The sequence below is a fragment of the Micromonospora sp. NBC_01405 genome (genome assembly GCF_045040155.1).
Taxonomy (GTDB): Bacteria; Actinomycetota; Actinomycetes; order Mycobacteriales; family Micromonosporaceae; genus Micromonospora.
The window spans coordinates 2,089,105-2,106,610 of sequence record NZ_CP109532.1 but is presented as its reverse complement, the minus strand read 5'-3'; the positions used below and the strand labels follow the sequence as shown (position 1 = coordinate 2,106,610).

Below are 17,506 nucleotides of genomic sequence, written 5' to 3'. Positions count from 1 at the left end.
AACGCCACCGGCCTGACGCAGATTCACCGGTGCCCGTAATCGGGTCCGCCCCAAGCCGACGCGCGTAGGACCGCGATTGGTTCCTGCGCTGAACGGCCTACGCACGCGTGGTTTTGTCGTACCCAAGACAGGAGAAGTTGATGGTCACGAGAAGGACGGTTCTTGCTGCTGCGGGAGCGGGCGGAGCCGCAGTCGCAGGCAGTGCATTGGGGGCAGGGACAGCATGGGCGGATGCCACGATTGCTGTCGATCCGCGGGCCGATTACGGGGCCTGGGAGGGTTGGGGCACCTCGCTGGCCTGGTGGGCGAACGTGTTCGGGGACCGCGACGACTTCGCCGATCTGTTCTTCACGTTGAAGAACGTGTCGTACAACGGCAAGGTGCTGCCGGGGCTGGGCCTGACGATCGCGCGTTACAACCTGGGCGCCTGTGGCTGGAACGCGATCAACGGTGAGCGGATGGTCGCCTCGTACAACATTCCCCGGTTCAAGCAGATCGAGGGATTCTGGCTGGATTACACCAACGAGGATCCGACCTCGTCGGCGTGGAACTGGAACGCCGACGCCAAGCAGCGCGCCGCCCTCGTCAAGGCGACGCAGCGAGGGGCGATAAGCGAACTCTTCGCCAACTCACCCATGTGGTGGATGTGCTACAACCACAACCCCTCCGGCGCGGGCGACGGGGGGCTGAACCTACAGGCCTGGAACCACCGTCAGCACGCCCATCACCTCGCCGTCACCGCTCGCTACGCCAGAGAGCGGTGGGGGGTGCGGTTCCGGACCGTGGACCCGTTCAACGAGCCCGCCGCCGGCTGGTGGCGGGCTGACGGCACTCAGGAAGGCTGCCACATCGACGCGTACACCCAGCGCAGCGTGTTGGCGCACATGCGCACCGAGTTGAATCGGCAGGGCATGGGTAGCGTGGCGATCTCGGCCTCGGACGAGACGAGCTTCGACGCCGCCCGGGCCACCTGGAACAGCTTCGACAGCGCCACCAAGGCGCTGGTCCGGCAGGTCAACGTACATGGTTACGGCCCGGACGGCCGCCGTGATCTGCTTTACAACGCGGTGCGGGCCGACAACAAGATCCTGTGGAACTCGGAGCACGGCGACGGCGACGGCACCGGCCTGGCGATGGCCCGAAACCTGTGCATGGACTGGCGCTGGCTGCACCCCACCGCCTGGTGCTACTGGCAGGTGATGGACCCGTCGGCCGGCTGGGGAACCATCCGCTACAACGGGGACACGGCCACCGCCGGGGCGGTGGAGACGAAGTACTACATGCTGGCCCAGTTTACCCGGCACATCCGACCGGGAATGCGGATCATCGATGTCGGGGTCGACTATGTCATCGCGGCCTATGACCCCGCCGCCCGCCGCCTTGTCGTCGTCGCGCTCAACTCCGGCGCCGCGCAGAACCTCACCTTCGACCTGTCCCGCTTCGCTCAGGTCGCTGGCGGTGCGAATGGCGTGGTCTCACGTTGGTCGACCGTCCCGGGCGGCTCCGATCGGTACACGGCACGGCAGGACGTCCGGGTGACCAACAAGCGGGTCACCGTTCCGTTTGCGGCGGCGTCGGTACAGACCCTGCAGATCGACGGCGTCGTGGTCTAGCACAACGATCGACGGCCTAACCGCCTTTCGATGTCGAGGAATCCGCACGTCAGGGGTGTAGTCATCGTGGCCAGCGCCTGCCGGGTGGCGGTCGCGGCAGCCTGGCCTCCGTGCAGTTGCGGGCGCTGTCATCTGTCGCCCTTCTTGCTCCACCCCACCCCCGTAGGACCAGACGTGACGACTCAGCTCAAGGAGGCACAGTTGGATATTCAGTCCTGGATGCGTGCGGCCCTAGCCGCCGCTCTCGCCGCAACCGTCCTGCCGCTGGCAGGAATCGGCACTGCGGCCCACGCAGCCGCACACAACGGGCTACCGGATGGCACCAGAAAGCAGAAGAGTCTGGTCATTGGCGTCGACGGCGCTACGTTCGCCAAGTTCTCGGCGGTGGACATGCCGGCCATCAAGGGCCTGATGGCCCAGGGAATGACCGCCAAGAGCAACCTTTACGCCGCGTCCATGGCACCTACCATGTCGGGGCCAGGCTGGGGCACCATCGCCACGGGCGTGTGGCCGGACAAGCACCTGGTGAAGGACAATTCCTTCTCCGGGAACAACTTCGCGACGTATCCCAGCTACCAGGCTCGCCTGGAGACGGCCAACCCGGCGGTCTCGACCCTGGTTGTCGGCACGTGGGGACCGATCACCTCGAACGTTTTCACCAAGGCCGATGTGCGCATCGTCGGATCGAGCGACAGTGACACAACGGCCAAGGCGGTGAACTATCTGTCCTACGGTAACCCGGACAGCACCTTCGTTCACCTCGACGACGTCGACCACGCCGGTCACTCCTACGGTGCGGCTAGCCCTGAGTACCGGGCTGAGTTGAAGGCCGCGGATGTGCGCGTGGGCAGGATGGTCCAGGCGGTGACTTCGCGACCGACATACGCCAACGAGGACTGGCTGATCATCGTCACCGCCGACCACGGCCACACCGACGCGGGAGGGCACGGCGGCAACACGGCCCAGGAGCGGCAGACGTTCGTCATCGCCAAGGGAGCCGGCTACCGGGCCGGTTCGCACCGCTATGACATCAAGGTCGTCGACATCGCGCCTTGGGTTCTCGCCCATGAGGGTGTCGCGGCACCGACCACGTGGGGCTTGGACGGTAAGGCCGTGCCGAACCTTGCCCCGGACGCCTTCGACAGCCGGCGTTCCTCGCTGCTCACCCGTGTGGACGAGACGTCGATCTCGACCTCGATCAAGGGCTGGACCGCCGCCGCGCCGAGCGGCTGGCAGGTCGACAACACCAGGATGCCGTCCGGTGGGGTCACCGAGTGGCGTGGCTGGTCCTTCGCGACAGATGAATTCTGGACCGCCACCGACCCGGGTCAGGGACGCGAGACCAACGTCAGGGCACGTGACGTATTCGCTGTCGCGGACTCTGACGAGTGGGACGACAAGGCACACGGCGCCGGACAGTTCGATTCCACCCTGATCAGCCCGCGCTATGCCGTACCGAGCGACGGGACGATAACCCTCTACTACGCGACCAACTACAAGATCGACGGGCCGCAGACCGGGGATGTACACGTCTCCTGGAACGGGGGGACGCCCCAGCTCCTGAAGTCGTACCGCGCAGACGTGAACAAGGTGGAGAAGTTAGCTCTGACCGCACCCGCCGGCGCGACAACCATGCAGCTGCGCTTCCGGTATACCGGCACGAACAGTGCGTTCTGGACGGTGGATCAGGTGGAGCTTCTCGACTGACCTGAGACGGCGATGACCAGGCCCAAGCAACTGGTGAAGCTGTCGGTGATGAGCAGGAGCCTCATCCTCCGACGTCAGCTGGCTTCGGCGTTGGGCGCGGGGACGGGGACGGCCACCGTGTTGATCATCGATGGTTTGTGAAGACGATCGAAGATCGTGCGGTGGCCGTGTGCCCATCGGTAGCGGGACGCGCGCTTTGCGTAGCGGGTTGGCCAGGTCACGCCCCTGTCGTAGACGGTTGAAGCAGCGTTCCACGACGTTGCGCTTGCGGTAGGCCACCAGGGCCCCCGGCAGAGTCGGCCCCCGGCAAAGTCGTCAGGTGATGCCTTGGCCGGTGTCGCTGGTGGTGCCCGGACGGCTCGCCAGCCGAACAGGTTGAGATCACCGACATCACCGAACACCCGACCCGGGGGATGGCGAGGTCTACTACGCCGTCGTCCTGGACCTACTCCCGCAAGGCCGTGGGCCGGCCCATGGCCCGCGGTGCCGGCAGTGGCGGGGGCCGTGCGCGCGGACGGTTTCGGAGACGGTGGCCTCGCATCCGGCGCGCAGGTCGTAGCGCCGTTTCCACTCGGGGGCCAGCTCTGGTAGCGACGCACCCCGCTCCGATCACACAACCAAGATCACCAACAGCATCCCGAATGTGGGACAGAGCCGAATGTGTGAGACGGGGCCCTTAGATCCACAGACCCGATTCCGGGACTGACAGCGACATTCTGACGCATGTTGTCGTGGTAGCTACGAGTCAATGGGTTCGGCATCGGGCAGAAGCGTTGGGCTGCGTAGCACTACGACCTCGTTGATGTTCAGGCGGGGGCGGTCGATGGTGAGACGTTGCCCGGGGATGTCGGTGATGTCGACTGGAGTTTCGGTTCGGTTGATGAGGAACTGGTAAGGACCTCGGGCGGCGAGTTCGACTCGGCCGCGGAGATGTTCTGGCAGTTCGCTGTGGACGCCGGCCCGGCTGGCCAGATCCGCTAGGACGGTAACGAGGCCGGTATCGCCGAGTCGCGTGGAGACGTAGGAGGCAGAGCCGGTTCCGGTGACGTACCGGGTGATCGCCGGCCGGTCGGTGTGGTCTCCGGTCTTGTACCGAGCCAGGACCTCCGTAGCGTTATCGGTGAGTTCGATGTGGTCGGTCCACAAGGTGCCGGTGGTGCCGTTGTCGAGCTCAACGCTCTGGTCATCAAGCAAGGGGGTAAATTCATGGATGCGGATGCCGAGCAGGTCGCGGATGGCGCCCGGGTAGCCGCCCAGCCAGACGCGGTCGTTCTCGTCGACGATGCCGGAGAAGTAGGTGGTGACCAGGTGGCCGCCATTGTCGACGTAGCTGCGTAGCCGGTCGGCGAGGGGTTGCGGGACGACGTGCAGGATGGGGGCGATGAGCAGGGCATAGTGCTCGAGCGGGGCGGTGGTGGGAACGACGTCCGCGCGGATGCCGAGGTTGAGGAATGCGGAGTACCAGTCCAGTGCCTCTTGGCGGTAGCGCAGTCGGCTGGTGGGGTGGGAGTCGAGTTCGGCGGCCCACCAGGATTCCCAGTCGAATATGATGGCGGCCTGGGCCCGGGTGCGTGAGGTGCCAGCGACCTCTGCAAGCTTGTGGAGGGTGGCGCCGAGGTCGGTGACTGCGCGGAAGACATCGCTGTCCTGGCCGACGTGCGGGATCATCCCTGAGTGGTATTTCTCGGCTCCGGCCGCTGACTGTCGCCACTGGAAGAAGCAGACGGCGTCGGCGCCGTGGGCTACGTGGGTCAGCGAGTCGCGTGCCATCTGACCGGGACGTTTGGCGACGTTGACCGGTTGCCAGTTCACGGCGCTGGTGGAGTGCTCCATGAGGAACCAGGGCCGGCCTTCGGCCAGGTTGCCGGTGAGGTTGGCGCAGAACGACAGCTCGTCGTATTCCTGCGGGCCAGGGGTGAGGTAGTGGTCGTTGGCGACGAAGTCGATCTCGCCGGCCCAATCGGCATAGTTCATCCCGCTGGTCTCGCCCATGATCATGAAGTTGGTGGTGATCGGGATGTCGGGGGTGATCTCGCGCAGCAGGTCACGTTCGGCGCGCAGATGATCTTTGAGGGCGTCGGATGAGAAGCGTTTGAAGTCCAGTTGCTGGGTCGGGTTGGGATACGAGGCGGCCGAGCGGGGCGGCAGGATCTGGGCCCAGTCGCTGTAGTGCTGGGACCAGAAGGACGTGGCCCACGCCTGGTTCAGTGCGTCCAGCGTGCCGTAGCGGGCTTGGAGCCAGGCGCGGAACGCGGCGGCGGCGTCGTCGGAGTAGTCGTAGGCGTTGTGGCAACCCAGTTCGTTGGAGATGTGCCAGGCCGCCAGTGCCGGGTGTCGGCCGTATCGCTCGGCGAGCCGGCGGGTCAGGTGCAGGGCGTGGTCGCGGAAGATGGGTGAGGTCGGCCGCCAGTGCTGCCGGCCGCCTGGCCATAGCGTACGACCGTCGCGGTCGACCGGCAGGATCTGCGGATTCTTCGTGGTGAGCCATGGCGGCGGTGAAGCGGTGGCGGTGGCCAAGTCGACGGCGATGCCGTGGGCGTGCAGTAGGTCCATGACCTCGTCGAGCCAGCCGAAGTTCCATTCGTCCTCGGCGGGTTGGAGCCGGGCCCAGGAGAAGATCGCCAGCGACACGATGTTGACGCCGGCCGTCTGCATCGCTCGGGCGTCCTCGGGCCATACGTGGCGAGGCCACTGCTCCGGGTTGTAGTCGGCGCCGAATGCCAGACGTGTCCGGGCGGGGTCCGAGGGCCAGCGTAGCCATCGGTGACCGCGGTGCTCTCCCACGTGGAAACTCCCAACGAACGTCAAATGCTTACGTGAACATGGCCGGCCGCCAGGGCTGGCGGCCGGCCGGTACCGGGGGCGCTACTGGACGGTGAAGCCTTGATCGTGTCCGTACTTGACGGAGGCGTCCTGCCAGGCTTTGAGTCCGTCCTGCAGCGTAAGGTCGCCGAGGTATGCCTTGCCGACGGTGTCGCCGAAGATGCTGTTGGCGTAGACCTGGAAGGGCAGGTAGGACCAGCCCGGAGTGACCTGACCGGCGGCTTCGGCCAGGACCTGGTTGACCTTCTGGCCACCGAAGTACGGGAACTCCTTGTTGAGGAACTGAGGCGAATTCAGCTGCGCTGTGGTGGCAGGGAAGGCGCCGCCGTCGGCGCGGGTCTGGGCGCCCTGGTCAACCGTGGCGTACTTGAGGAAGGCGTAGGCGAGGGTCTTGTTGGCGCCCTTTTCCGGGATGGCCAGCGAACTGCCGCCGTTCTCGGCGGTGGCTTTGCCGCCGGCCTCCCATTGCGGCATCGGCGCGACCCGCCACTTGCCGGCGGCGGCCGCGACCCCGGACTCGAGGTTCGCCGGCATCCAGGCGCCGATGACCAGCGTCGCGATGGTGCCGTCGCCGAGGCCCTTGTACCAGGCGTCGCTCCAACCGTTGACCGGTGAGAGCAGCTTGCCGTCGATGAGCTTCTGCCAGGTCGCAGTGAACTTCTGGGTGCCCGGGTCGGCCAAGTTGACCCCGACCTTGGTGCCGTCGACGGTGTAGGGCTTGCCGCCGGCCTGCCAGATCATGCTGGTGGTGAAGCCCGCGTCGCCGGTGTCGCTGGTGATGTATGCCTTGGGGTCGGCCTTGTGCAGCTTGCCGGCCTCGGCGACGTACTCGTCCCAGGTGGTTGGCACCTTCAGGCCGTGCTTGTCGAAGACCTCCTTGTTGTAGAACAGCGCCATCGGGCCGGAGTCCATTGGCAGACCGTAGACGGCGCCGCTGGACTGCACGGCGTTCCAGGGGCCGGGGGTGAAGGTGCCTTGCAGCTTGTCGGCGCCATACCCGTTCAGACTGCTCAACGCCTTGGACAGGACAAACTGCGGCAGCGCGTAGTACTCGACCTGGGCGATGTCCGGCACGCCGGACCCGGCCTTGACCGCGTTCTGCAGCGCGGTGTACTGGTCGTTACCGGTGCCCGCGTTGACCAGGTCGACCTTGACCTTCGGGTATTTGGCCTGGAAGTCGGTGACGACCTGCTTGAGCGTCGGCTCCCAGGCCCACACGGTGATGGTGCCGCCAGCGTCGAGGGCGGCTTGGATGTCGGCGTCGGACGCGGCGGGTGGCGGTCCGCCGGAGTCGGCGTCATCGCCGGATCCGCACGCGGTCACCAGTAGCGAGACGGAAAGGGCCGCGCTGGCCAGTAGAGTTCGTCGTCGTAGGAGCATCTTGAGCGTCTCCATTCTCGGTCTTCTATGTTCGTGGTGCGAAGGTGGCGGTTTGCCGGGCCACACGCCGGGTATGGATCACCCCTTGACGCTTCCCGCGGCCAAGCCCGACTGCCAGTACCGCTGCAGCAACAGGAACGCCGCGATCAGCGGGACGATGGTGAGCAGGGAACCGGTGATCACGAGGTTGAAGACGGCCTCGCCGCCCGCGGTGCCGGCCTGCTGGTTCCAGGAGTTGAGGCCGATGGTGAGCGGATACCAGTCCGGGTCTTTCAACATGATCAGCGGCAGGAAGTAGTTGTTCCAGGTGGCGACGACGTTGAACAGCAGGACGGTGACCGTCCCGGGTGCCAGCAACGGTGCGCTGACGGAGAAGAACGTGCGGAATTCTCCGGCACCGTCGACGCGGGCCGACTCGATCATTTCGGTCGGAACAGCGTCGGAGGCGAATGTCCATATCAGATAGAGGCCGAACGGCGAAATCAGCGAGGGGATGATGATCGCCCACGGCGTGTTGGTCAGGCCCAGCTTGGAGAACATCAAGAAGGTGGGCACGGCGAGCGCGGTGCCTGGCACCGCGACGGCGCCGATGACCACCGCGAAGACCGCCTTCTTACCGGGAAAGTCGAACTTCGCCAGCCCGTACCCGGCCAGCGTCGCCAGCACGGTGGCGCCGCCGGCGCCGAGGCTCACGTAGAGCAGCGTGTTCAGCAGCCAGCGGGTGAATATGCCGTCGTCGTAGGTGAAGGTGTCCGCGATGTTGCCGAACAGGGCGAAGTCGTCGGCCGGCGCCAACCCGAACGAGTCGAACAGTCCCTGCTGGGTCTTCGTCGCGTTGATCACCAGCCAGACCAGTGGGAGCAGGGCGTAGATCAGTACGAGGCCGGTCAGTGCGGTCAGCATGGCGCTCTTGCGAGGATGCGGGGCCTGCCGGCGTATCGTCAGCTGGCGGCGGCCCGCGGTCTGCGGCCGGGCCGGCTTGGTGATGGACGTTGTGGCCATGCTCAGACCGCCTTCCGCACGCCGCGAAGCTGGACGAGGTAGGCGACGATCATCGTGATCACGCCCATGACGATCGCGACCGTCGCGGCGTAGTTGAACTGCTGCCCCGCGAAGGACAGCGAATACGCGTAGAGGTTCGGCGTGAAGTACGTGGTGATCGAGTTGGCGGCCAGGGTCTTGAGGATGCTCGGCTCGTTGAACAGCTGGAAGCTGCCGATGATCGAGAAGATCGTGGCGATCATCAGCGGTCCGCGCAGGGCCGGCAGTTTGATCGCCATGATGATCCGCATCTGCCCGGCCCCGTCGATCTGCGCGGCCTCGTACAAGGACGGGTCCACCACCCGCAGCGCCGAGTACAGGATCAACATGTTGTAGCCGACGAACTCCCAGGTCACGATATTGCCGATCGACGCGAGGATCAGATCCGGCGACAGCGGGTCCGGCAGCGACACCCCCAGCGCGTCGTTGACGTTGCCGACCAGACCGAACCGGCCGCCGTACATGAAGCCCCACATGAGCGCGGCGACGACAGCGGGCACCGCATACGGCAGGAACACCGAAATCCGGAAGAACCCCGCCCCGTACAGCCGGCCGCTGTCAACGGCCAGTGCGATCAACAGCGCCAGGAGGAGCATGATCGGCACCTGCACGGCCAAGAACAGCGCAACCCGGCCGAACGCCGACCAGAACTGCGCATCACCCAGGACCTTCGTGTAATTGTCCAGGCCGACGAAGGTCGTGCCGCCGATCAACTGGGTCCGGAACACGCTCAGGTAGAGGGAGTACGCGATCGGCGCCAGGAAGACCAGGGCGAACACCAGCATGAAAGGGCCGGCGAACTGCCAGCCGACCCAGGATCGCCGGCTCCCAGACGCCTTCCGGCCCTTCGGCACCTGCACTAGCCCTGCCGAAGCCATCGATGCGCTCCTTCCCTGGCACAGTCCATGGTTACGTAAACATTGCCGCGAAGGTTGCCGCGCTGTTTAGGTAAACTTGCGTGGCGGTATAGTGGCACTCCTCACCACGGCCGTCAAGCAACGGCTTTGTCGCGCCGCATGGGCTTTCGGTGTGGGCGCATGCCAAGGCAGGGAGCGATGATGGACGCGGACACCCGAGGGCATCGACCACCCGCTATCCCTGTCGGAGGGGCCCAGCGTGGCGGCTCAGGCATACCCGGCGGGCGCCGCAAGCAGCGCGTCTCCATGGCTGACGTCGCCCGACTCGCCGGCGTCTCCTCGCAGACCGTCTCCCGGGTCTCCAACGGCCATCCCGCGGTCATCGAGGCGACCCGGCAGCAGGTGCTGGAGGCGATGCGGCAGCTGGGCTACCGACCCAACAGCGCCGCCCGCGCGCTGCGTTACGGCCAGTTCAACACCATCGGCGTGATCCTTTTCAACTTGTCGTCGACCGGCAACAGCCGGACCGTGGAGGCGATCGCCACCCACGCCGCCACCGAGGGATACGCGATCACGCTGATCCCACTCGGCGCGCCCACCCAGGACAACGTGCTCGGTGCCTTCACCCGGATGGGCGAGCTCGCTGTCGACGGAGTCGTCGTCATCATCGAGATCCACCTGCTCGACACCAACACCGTCGCCCTGCCGCCTGGCGTACACACCGTGGTCGTGGACTCCGACGCCGGCGACCGCTATCCGGTCGTCGACACCGACCAAGCAGACGGCGCCCGGCAGGCCGTACGTCACCTGCTTGACCTGGGACACCGTACGGTGTGGCACGTCGCCGGCCCGGCCGAGTCGTTCGCCAGCGAACGACGGGCCAAGGCATGGCGTTCCGTGCTCGAGGCCGGCGGCCGCCCCGTGCCCCCACTCGAACGTGGTGACTGGTCCGCCGAATCCGGCTACCAGGCCGGCCTACGGCTGGCAGGCCGGCCGGACTGCACCGCCATCTTCGCGGCCAACGACCAAATGGCCCTCGGCGTGCTACGCGCCCTGCACGAACAGGGTAGACAGGTGCCCAGCCAGGTGAGCTTGGTCGGCTTCGACGACATCCCGGACGCCTCCTCCTACCTGCCCCCGCTGACCACCGTGCACCAGGACTTCGCCGAGGTGGGTCGTCGCTGCGTGCAATCGCTGCTGCGACAGATTCGCAACGAACCCGCCGACCCGGGCACTGACCTCGTACCGACCCGGCTCGTTGTCCGCACCAGCACCGCCCCGCCGTCCTCCTGACGCGCTCCGGGCGAGTGCCGTCCGCCCCGCGCCGCGCCCCGGCTTCCTCGCCCGAGGGTTTGCCGAGTAAGCAGGGGGTGATGACGCGGATCCTCCTCGCGGGTCTGTTCATCGATCGGCGCTGGCTCCCTTTCGGCGGTGGCAGGGAGTGGCGGCCCAGCCGCCTGGGCAGCGGCACCGACCAAATCTGCACGATCGGCGCAAAAGGGCCGTTCGTCTTATAGTCCCCAGACTAGGGACGTCGATCCACCGCGCGGGTGCGGCTCGGGGTCGGCGGAGGCCGGCTTTGGACGGTGCCGATGGCGGACAGGAGTTGTTCCAGCGCGAAGGCTGCTGCGCCTAGGCTCACCGGATTGCCGGTGAGTCGGCACAGGGTGATCTCCGTGGCCGCAAGAGGGCGGGCGAGCGCGTATTGGCCTACCACGGCGCGTACCTCCGATAGCAGCGGCTCGCCCAGATGCTTGGCTACCCAACTGCTGAGCACGACGACATCGGGGTTGACTAGGTTGATCAGATCGGCCACCGCCACGCCGAGATACCGCGCGGTCTCGGTAACCACTTTGAGTGCTACTGGGTCGGCGGCAGCGACGCCCGTAGCGAGCGCTTGTATGGTCGCCGTCTGGTCATGTGGGTGCAGCATCGGGTTGTCTGGGGTCAGGTCGCGCAGGTTCTGCATGATGCCCGGCGCGCCGACGTACGCCTCGACGCAGCCGCGGCTGCCGCAGTGACAGAGCCGGCCGTCCATGACGAGCGTGGTGTGGCCCCATTCGCCGGCGCTATTGGTCGCCCCACGGTGCAGGGCGCCGCCGAAGATCAGGCCGGCGCCCACGCCGGTGCCGAGGTTGACCACGATGACGTCGTCGTGGCCCCGGCCGGCACCGAACCACAGCTCGGCCACGGCGCAGGCGCGCAGCGGATTGTCCAGGTAGAGGGGCAGGTCTAGAGACGCCGACAGCAGGCTGCGCAGCGGCACGTCGTGCCAGTCCCAGTTGGGTGCGAACACGGATACCCCGCCCTCGCGGTCTATCTGGCCAGGGACGCTCACGCCGACGCCGAGCACCCGGTCATCGCTCACCTTCGCCTCGGTCAGCGCGGACCGAACTCCGGACACGATGTGGGCGACGACCTGGTCGGGCCTGTTCTCTGCCGGGTGCAGCGGTTCCTCAACGTTGGCAAGCACCGTCAAGGTGGGGTCGAAGACTTCGACGTGCACGTAGGTCTCGGCCACGTCGATGCCGACCAGAGCGCCGCCGTCGGGGTTGACCGCGACCAGCCCGCGCGGCCGGCCCCCGCCGGAGTCCTGGTAGCCCACCTCCACCAGCAGGCCGAGCTCCAACAGTTCGCCAACGAGGTTGGACACAGTCGCCAGGCTCAGCCCGGTCTCGGCGGCGACCTGCTGCCGCGAGACGGTAGCCGAGGCGATGAGGTGCCGCATCACCTCGAAACGGTTGGTGACCCGGATGTCTCTGGATGTGCGCCGCACATCGCGACTCTAGACGCTGCGAAGAAGCTAGCCGAGCCATGGATGCTTGTGCCACGGCGTCGCCTGCCGTAACGTGCGTCACGCCAGTTTCGAAACCCCTTTTAAGAAGCCATCCGGTAAGCGCCGGATCGGAGGCTGTGTGATGGCTCGACGTAGGGCGACCCGGGTAGCCAGCGCGACGGTTTCGGCGACAATCGGCTCGGCGCTGACGACGAGCGCCCTCGCGCCGCTTGCGGCAGCAGAGGCCGGTCGGCCCCTCGCCGGCTTCGACCTCAACCGGACCGACTACCGGGTCGCCCCCGCCCGCCCCGACCGGGCCGTGGTCACCGCGACCGTCGCCGGCCCGTACGCCACGGCCCACGTCGGTCCACCTAGTCGATCGCAGTGACCAGCGAGGACGGTTCGCAGACCCGAACCTACCGAGTGGAAGTCCGCACCCGATAAGCACCGATCCCGACCGGCGAATGTCGCTGCGGTCAACGACGCATGGTCGGCCACCAACAGGCGGCATCCAACAAGGCGTCAGGGCGCGTGCTTGGCAGTCAGACCACGCGGCCCAGCCGAAAGCAGGTCTGTTAAGACGACGCCAGGCGTCAGGGGCGGGTTCGACATGTATATCGAGCATATTAAGGAGAGGCTTGTGGAAAAAAGAAGATTCCTGGTGGCTCTGGGCGGCGCCGTCTTGGCCCTGAGCCTCGCGGCCTGTGGCGGTGAGGGTGCTGGTGGGGATACCGACACGTCCGGTCAGGACCCTAAGGACCTGAAAATCGGTGTATCGATGCCGACCCAGACCTCCGAGCGGTGGATCGCCGACGGCAACTCAATCAAGGAAAAGCTGGAGGCGAAGGGGTACAAGGTCAACCTGCAGTACGCGGGTGACGACATCCCGACCCAGTCGCAGCAGGTCGACCAGATGATTTCGCAGAACGCGGATGTCCTGGTCATCGCCGCGATCGACGGCACAGCGCTCAGCAGCCAGATACAGGCCGCCGCCGACAAGAAGATCCCGGTGATCGCCTACGATCGGCTGATCCGGGACAGCAAGAACGTCGACTTCTACGTCAGTTTCGACAACTTCAAGGTCGGCGTCGCCCAGGCCAGCGCGCTGCTGGTCGGGCTGGGGCTGCAGACGAAGGACGGCGCCAAGGGCGACAAGACCGGGCCGTTCAAGGTCGAACTGTTCGCCGGCTCGCTCGACGACAACAACGCGCACTTTTTCTTCGACGGCGCGATGCAGACCCTGAAGCCGTTCATCGACAACGGTTCGCTGGTGGTCAAGTCGAAGCAGACCGAGATCGAGAAGGTGGCGACCCTGCGCTGGCAGCAGGAGACCGCGCAGAAGCGCATGGAGGATTTGCTGACCTCCAGCTACAACGACGGCAGCAAAGTCAACGGTGTGCTGTCCCCGTACGACGGCCTGTCCCGCGGCATCATCACCGCGCTGCAGAATGCCGGCTACGGCACGGCGGCCAACCCGATGCCCGTGGTGACCGGCCAGGACGCCGAGATCGCGTCGGTCAAGCTGATCAACGATGGCGTACAGGGCTCGACGATCTTCAAGGACACCCGGCTCCTCGCCCAGCAGGCGGTCGTCGCAGCCGAGGCGTTCCTGCAAGAGAAGCAGCCGCAGGCCAACGACACCAAGACGTACGACAACGGCGTCAAGGTCGTGCCGTCGTACCTGCTGCCCGTGGTGACCGTCTTCAAGGACGACATCAAGAAGGAGCTCATCGACTCCGGCTACTACACGGCGGCGGAGGTCGCCGCAGGCCAGGCCAAGTAACGGAACTGTCGGGCTCGGCGGTGCACGACCGCCGGGCCCGGCCCCGAAGCTGGCGAGGTCCGGTCCGAGGAGCGCCGCGACGAGGACGGACCGAGCCGGCATCCGGGGCCGAGCGCGAGCGAAGCGAGCGCCAGCCAGCCAGCAGAGCCCATGGCCATGACCGGCGACGAAGGAGGACGGATGGACGACGAGGTACTGCTCGAGATGCGCGGGATCACCAAGCGCTTCCCCGGTGTGACGGCTCTCGAGCACGTGTCGCTCGCCGTTCGGCGTGGGGAGATCCACGCGATCTGCGGGGAGAACGGCGCGGGCAAGTCGACCCTGATGAAGGTGCTGTCCGGCGTTTACCCGACCGGCAGCTACGAAGGCGAGATCGTCTTCGACGGGCGCGCGGCGCACTTCAGCGGCATTCGCGACAGTGAGGCCGTCGGGATCGTGATCATCCACCAGGAGTTGGCGCTGGTGCCGTTCCTGTCGATCGCGGAGAACATCTTCCTCGGCAACGAGCGCCGCGGTCGCGGCGGTCTCATCGACTGGAACCGCACCAACGCCGACGCGGCCGCGCTGCTGGCCTCGGTCGGCCTGGACGAAAACCCGGTCTCGCCGGTGATCCAGCTCGGCGTCGGCAAGCAGCAACTGGTCGAGATCGCCAAGGCACTGTCCAAACAGGTGAGCCTGCTGATCCTCGACGAGCCGACCGCCGCGCTCAACGACATCGACTCCGCGCACCTGCTGGATCTGCTCCGGCGGCTGCGCGACCAGGGCATCACCTGCATCATGATCTCCCACAAGCTTAACGAGATCACCGCGATCGCCGATTCCACGACCGTGATCCGCGACGGGCGCACTGTCGAGACGATCGACATGCGCTCCGGCGACGTGACGCAGGAGCGGATCATCCGCGGCATGGTCGGCCGCGACCTCGACAGCTTCTACCCCGACCGCGTCTGCACGCCCGGCGATGAGGTGCTGCGGATCGAGGACTGGACCGTGTGGCATCCGGTCCAGCCCCGCAAGGTCGTCGACGGCGCCAGTCTCACCGTGCGGGCCGGTGAGGTTGTCGGCATCGCCGGACTGATGGGTGCCGGGCGCACCGAGCTGGCGATGAGCGTGTTCGGCCGCTCGTACGGGCGGGACATCAGCGGCCGGCTATTCATGCACGGCAAGCCGGTCAGGGCGCGGAGCGTGGCCGAGGCGATCGACAACGGCATTGCGTACGCCACCGAGGACCGCAAGCGGTACGGCCTCAACCTCATCGCCGACGTGCGGGCCAACGTCTCCGCTGCCGCGCTCGGCAAGCTCTCCCGCGCGGGCTGGGTCAACGCCAACGAGGAGATCAAGGTCGCCGAGGAGAGCCGGCAGGACATGAACATCAAGACGCCCAGCGTCATGGACCCGGTGGGCACGCTCTCCGGCGGCAACCAGCAGAAGGTCGTGCTGTCGAAGTGGCTGTTCACCGACCCGGACGTGCTGATCCTGGACGAGCCCACCCGCGGCATCGACGTCGGCGCCAAGTACGAGATCTACACAATCATCAATCGGCTCGTGGCCCAGGGCAAGGCGGTCGTCGTGATCTCGTCCGAGCTGCCCGAGCTGCTCGGGATGTGCGACCGGATCTACACGCTCTCGGCCGGGCGGATCACCGGTGAGCTGCCGGTCGACCAGGCCACACAGGAAAACCTCATGGCGCTCATGACGAAGGAGAAGGAGCTCGCCAGATGACCACCATCAAGACCCCCGGGACGCTGGAGCTGGCGCCGCCCGGGAGTGGCTCCGGTGCGGCGCTGCATGCCGGTACCAGCGACCCGCGTGCGCTGATCCTGCGCAACCTCCGGCAGAGCGGCATCTACATCGCGTTCGTCGCCATCGTGACGCTGTTCGCGTTCCTGACCGACGGTGTCCTGCTCAGCCCCGGCAACATCACCAACATCGTGCTCCAGTACTCGTACATTCTGGTGCTCGCGATCGGCATGGTGATCCTGGTCATCGCCGGACACATCGACCTGTCGGTGGGTTCAGTGGTCGCGCTCACCGGCGCGGTCTCCGCCGTGCTGGTCATCGAGCAGGGGTACCCGTGGTGGATCGGTGTCGCGGCCGCCCTCGCCGTCGGTGTCGCGGTCGGCGCGTGGCACGGCTTCTGGGTGGCGTACGTGGGCATGCCCGCGTTCATCGTGACGCTCGCCGGCATGCTGCTCTTCCGCGGCCTGACGTTGCAGGTGCTCGGCAACATCTCGCTGTCGCCGTTCCCGAGCGAGTACCAGAAGGTCGCCAGCGGCTTCCTGAACGGCCTTGTCGGCGGGCAGGGCTACGACGCGTTCACGCTGCTCATCGCGGCCATTGCGGTGATCGGGTACGCGGTGAGCGTTTTCCGCACGCGGCTGGCCCGGATCCGGTACCAGCAGTCGGTGGAGTCGTTCCCGCTGTTCGTCGCGCGGATGCTGCTGGTCGGCGCGATCGTCATGTACTTCGCGTGGCAGCTCGCCCACGCCCGCGGCCTGCCCATCGTGCTGATCATCCTCGCCGTCCTGGTGATCGCGTACGGGTTGATGACCCAGAACACCGTCTTCGGCCGCCAGGTCTATGCGATCGGCGGCAACCTGTCGGCGGCGACGCTGTCCGGCGTGAAGGTCCGCAAGGTGAACTTCTGGATCTTCGTGAACATGGGTCTGCTCGCCGGTGTCGCCGGTGTCATCTACTCCTCCCGCTCCAACGGCGCGCAGCCGGCCGCCGGCAACATGTTCGAGCTCGACGCGATCGCCGCCGCGTTCATCGGCGGGGCGGCCGTCTCCGGCGGTGTCGGCACGGTCGTCGGTGCCATGGTCGGCGGTCTGATCATGGCAGTGATGAGCAACGGCATGCAGCTCATGGGCATCGACCAGTCGACGCAGTCCGTGGTGAAGGGCTTGGTCCTGCTCCTGGCCGTCGCGTTCGACATCTACAACAAGCGCCGCGCCGGAGCCATCCGCTGACACGACCCAGTCGTCTTCACCGCGAATTGCGCTGCGCGAATGCCTACTGGAGGCTGGGCGACGCGGCTGATTCCAGGACCGCCGTCGACAGCTCCACCAGCGGGGGTACCTACCTGGGTGCTGGGCCGGGTGCCGAGGGCGTGCTTGCCGGCGCCGTGCGATTCAGCGTGGCCCTCATCCCCCGGCGCGCACGGCGTACCAAGAGGAGCGGTTGACGGCCCGCAGCCGTCGGGAACTGAACGCATGGGGATTCCGGAGTGCATGCGGCTCCGCGACGCCGACCGCGACAGCTACCGCGCGGGTGGCCCGATCGTACGGGCCTTCGGCTGCTATTCCGGCGCTAGCCTAGCGCCGTTCGAGCGTGAGCAGCGGCTCGGACAGCGCGGGTGATGGCGCGCCGGGATCCCCGGGCTCCGTCCGATTGCACTATCCGTCGCCTGACGCCAACCAACACGGCTCCGACAACTCCGGGGAACATCAAAAGCCTCCGAGCTACCGGGGGAACCTCACTCCCGTGTGGCCGGGCTGGCCGATGGGTTCGGCCTGCCCGGCGACCG

The 17,506-nt window shown here is 66.6% G+C and carries 12 protein-coding genes and 1 pseudogene; 7 read left to right on the top strand and 6 right to left on the bottom strand.

From position 1 onward, the window contains the following. The first annotated feature begins 140 nt into the window (after nucleotides 1-140). Complete coding sequence (locus tag OG559_RS08210; RefSeq protein WP_405113971.1) at nucleotides 141-1,613, top strand: hypothetical protein; 1,473 nt, start codon at nucleotides 141-143, stop codon at nucleotides 1,611-1,613. 174 nt (nucleotides 1,614-1,787) lie between these two features. Beyond that, the gene (locus OG559_RS08205; RefSeq protein WP_405113969.1) at nucleotides 1,788-3,320 is read left to right on the top strand and encodes an alkaline phosphatase family protein; all 1,533 of its coding nucleotides are present in this window, start codon (nucleotides 1,788-1,790) and stop codon (nucleotides 3,318-3,320) included. Between the two features lie 176 nt (nucleotides 3,321-3,496). Here the strand turns inward: OG559_RS08205 and OG559_RS08200 are convergent. From OG559_RS08200 to OG559_RS08180, 5 genes and pseudogenes are all read right to left on the bottom strand, one after another. Continuing rightward, nucleotides 3,497-3,593, bottom strand: a pseudogene (locus OG559_RS08200) (IS5/IS1182 family transposase); the annotation flags it as partial. 465 nt (nucleotides 3,594-4,058) lie between these two features. Continuing rightward, nucleotides 4,059-6,104 carry a beta-galactosidase gene (locus OG559_RS08195; RefSeq protein ID WP_405113966.1) on the bottom strand — a complete coding sequence of 682 codons (2,046 nt, stop codon included), beginning with the start codon at nucleotides 6,102-6,104 and terminating at the stop codon, nucleotides 4,059-4,061. Between the two features lie 81 nt (nucleotides 6,105-6,185). Continuing rightward, on the bottom strand, nucleotides 6,186-7,538 hold the full coding sequence (locus OG559_RS08190; protein WP_405113964.1) for an ABC transporter substrate-binding protein: 1,353 nt from the start codon (nucleotides 7,536-7,538) through the stop codon (nucleotides 6,186-6,188). Between the two features lie 63 nt (nucleotides 7,539-7,601). Next, nucleotides 7,602-8,525: a carbohydrate ABC transporter permease gene (locus OG559_RS08185; protein ID WP_405113961.1), complete on the bottom strand. Its 924-nt coding sequence runs from the start codon at nucleotides 8,523-8,525 to the stop codon at nucleotides 7,602-7,604. Between the two features lie 2 nt (nucleotides 8,526-8,527). Next, nucleotides 8,528-9,442 carry a carbohydrate ABC transporter permease gene (locus OG559_RS08180; RefSeq protein ID WP_405113959.1) on the bottom strand — a complete coding sequence of 305 codons (915 nt, stop codon included), beginning with the start codon at nucleotides 9,440-9,442 and terminating at the stop codon, nucleotides 8,528-8,530. A 285-nt stretch (nucleotides 9,443-9,727) separates the two neighbouring features. On the opposite strand from OG559_RS08180, the gene OG559_RS08175 reads away from it, so the two are divergent. Next, the gene (locus OG559_RS08175; protein ID WP_405113957.1) at nucleotides 9,728-10,714 is read left to right on the top strand and encodes a LacI family DNA-binding transcriptional regulator; all 987 of its coding nucleotides are present in this window, start codon (nucleotides 9,728-9,730) and stop codon (nucleotides 10,712-10,714) included. Nucleotides 10,715-10,946: 232 nt separating this feature from the next. On the opposite strand, the gene OG559_RS08170 is transcribed toward OG559_RS08175, so the two are convergent. Next, nucleotides 10,947-12,197, bottom strand: coding sequence for an ROK family protein (locus tag OG559_RS08170; RefSeq protein ID WP_405113954.1), 1,251 nt, complete (start codon nucleotides 12,195-12,197; stop codon nucleotides 10,947-10,949). Nucleotides 12,198-12,339: 142 nt separating this feature from the next. Between OG559_RS08170 and OG559_RS08165 the strand changes: the two genes are divergently transcribed. From OG559_RS08165 to mmsB, 4 genes are all read left to right on the top strand, one after another. Then, the gene (locus OG559_RS08165) at nucleotides 12,340-12,585 is read left to right on the top strand and encodes a hypothetical protein (protein ID WP_405113952.1); all 246 of its coding nucleotides are present in this window, start codon (nucleotides 12,340-12,342) and stop codon (nucleotides 12,583-12,585) included. 222 nt (nucleotides 12,586-12,807) lie between these two features. Beyond that, a complete protein-coding gene (chvE, locus tag OG559_RS08160; protein WP_405113950.1) occupies nucleotides 12,808-13,980 on the top strand; it encodes a multiple monosaccharide ABC transporter substrate-binding protein in 1,173 nt (390 codons plus the stop codon). Between the two features lie 180 nt (nucleotides 13,981-14,160). Further along, nucleotides 14,161-15,702: a multiple monosaccharide ABC transporter ATP-binding protein gene (mmsA, locus tag OG559_RS08155; RefSeq protein WP_405113948.1), complete on the top strand. Its 1,542-nt coding sequence runs from the start codon at nucleotides 14,161-14,163 to the stop codon at nucleotides 15,700-15,702. Beyond that, on the top strand, nucleotides 15,699-16,949 hold the full coding sequence (mmsB, locus tag OG559_RS08150) for a multiple monosaccharide ABC transporter permease (RefSeq protein ID WP_405113946.1): 1,251 nt from the start codon (nucleotides 15,699-15,701) through the stop codon (nucleotides 16,947-16,949). Before mmsA ends, mmsB begins: the two co-directional genes overlap by 4 nt. Nucleotides 16,950-17,506 lie beyond the last annotated feature (557 nt).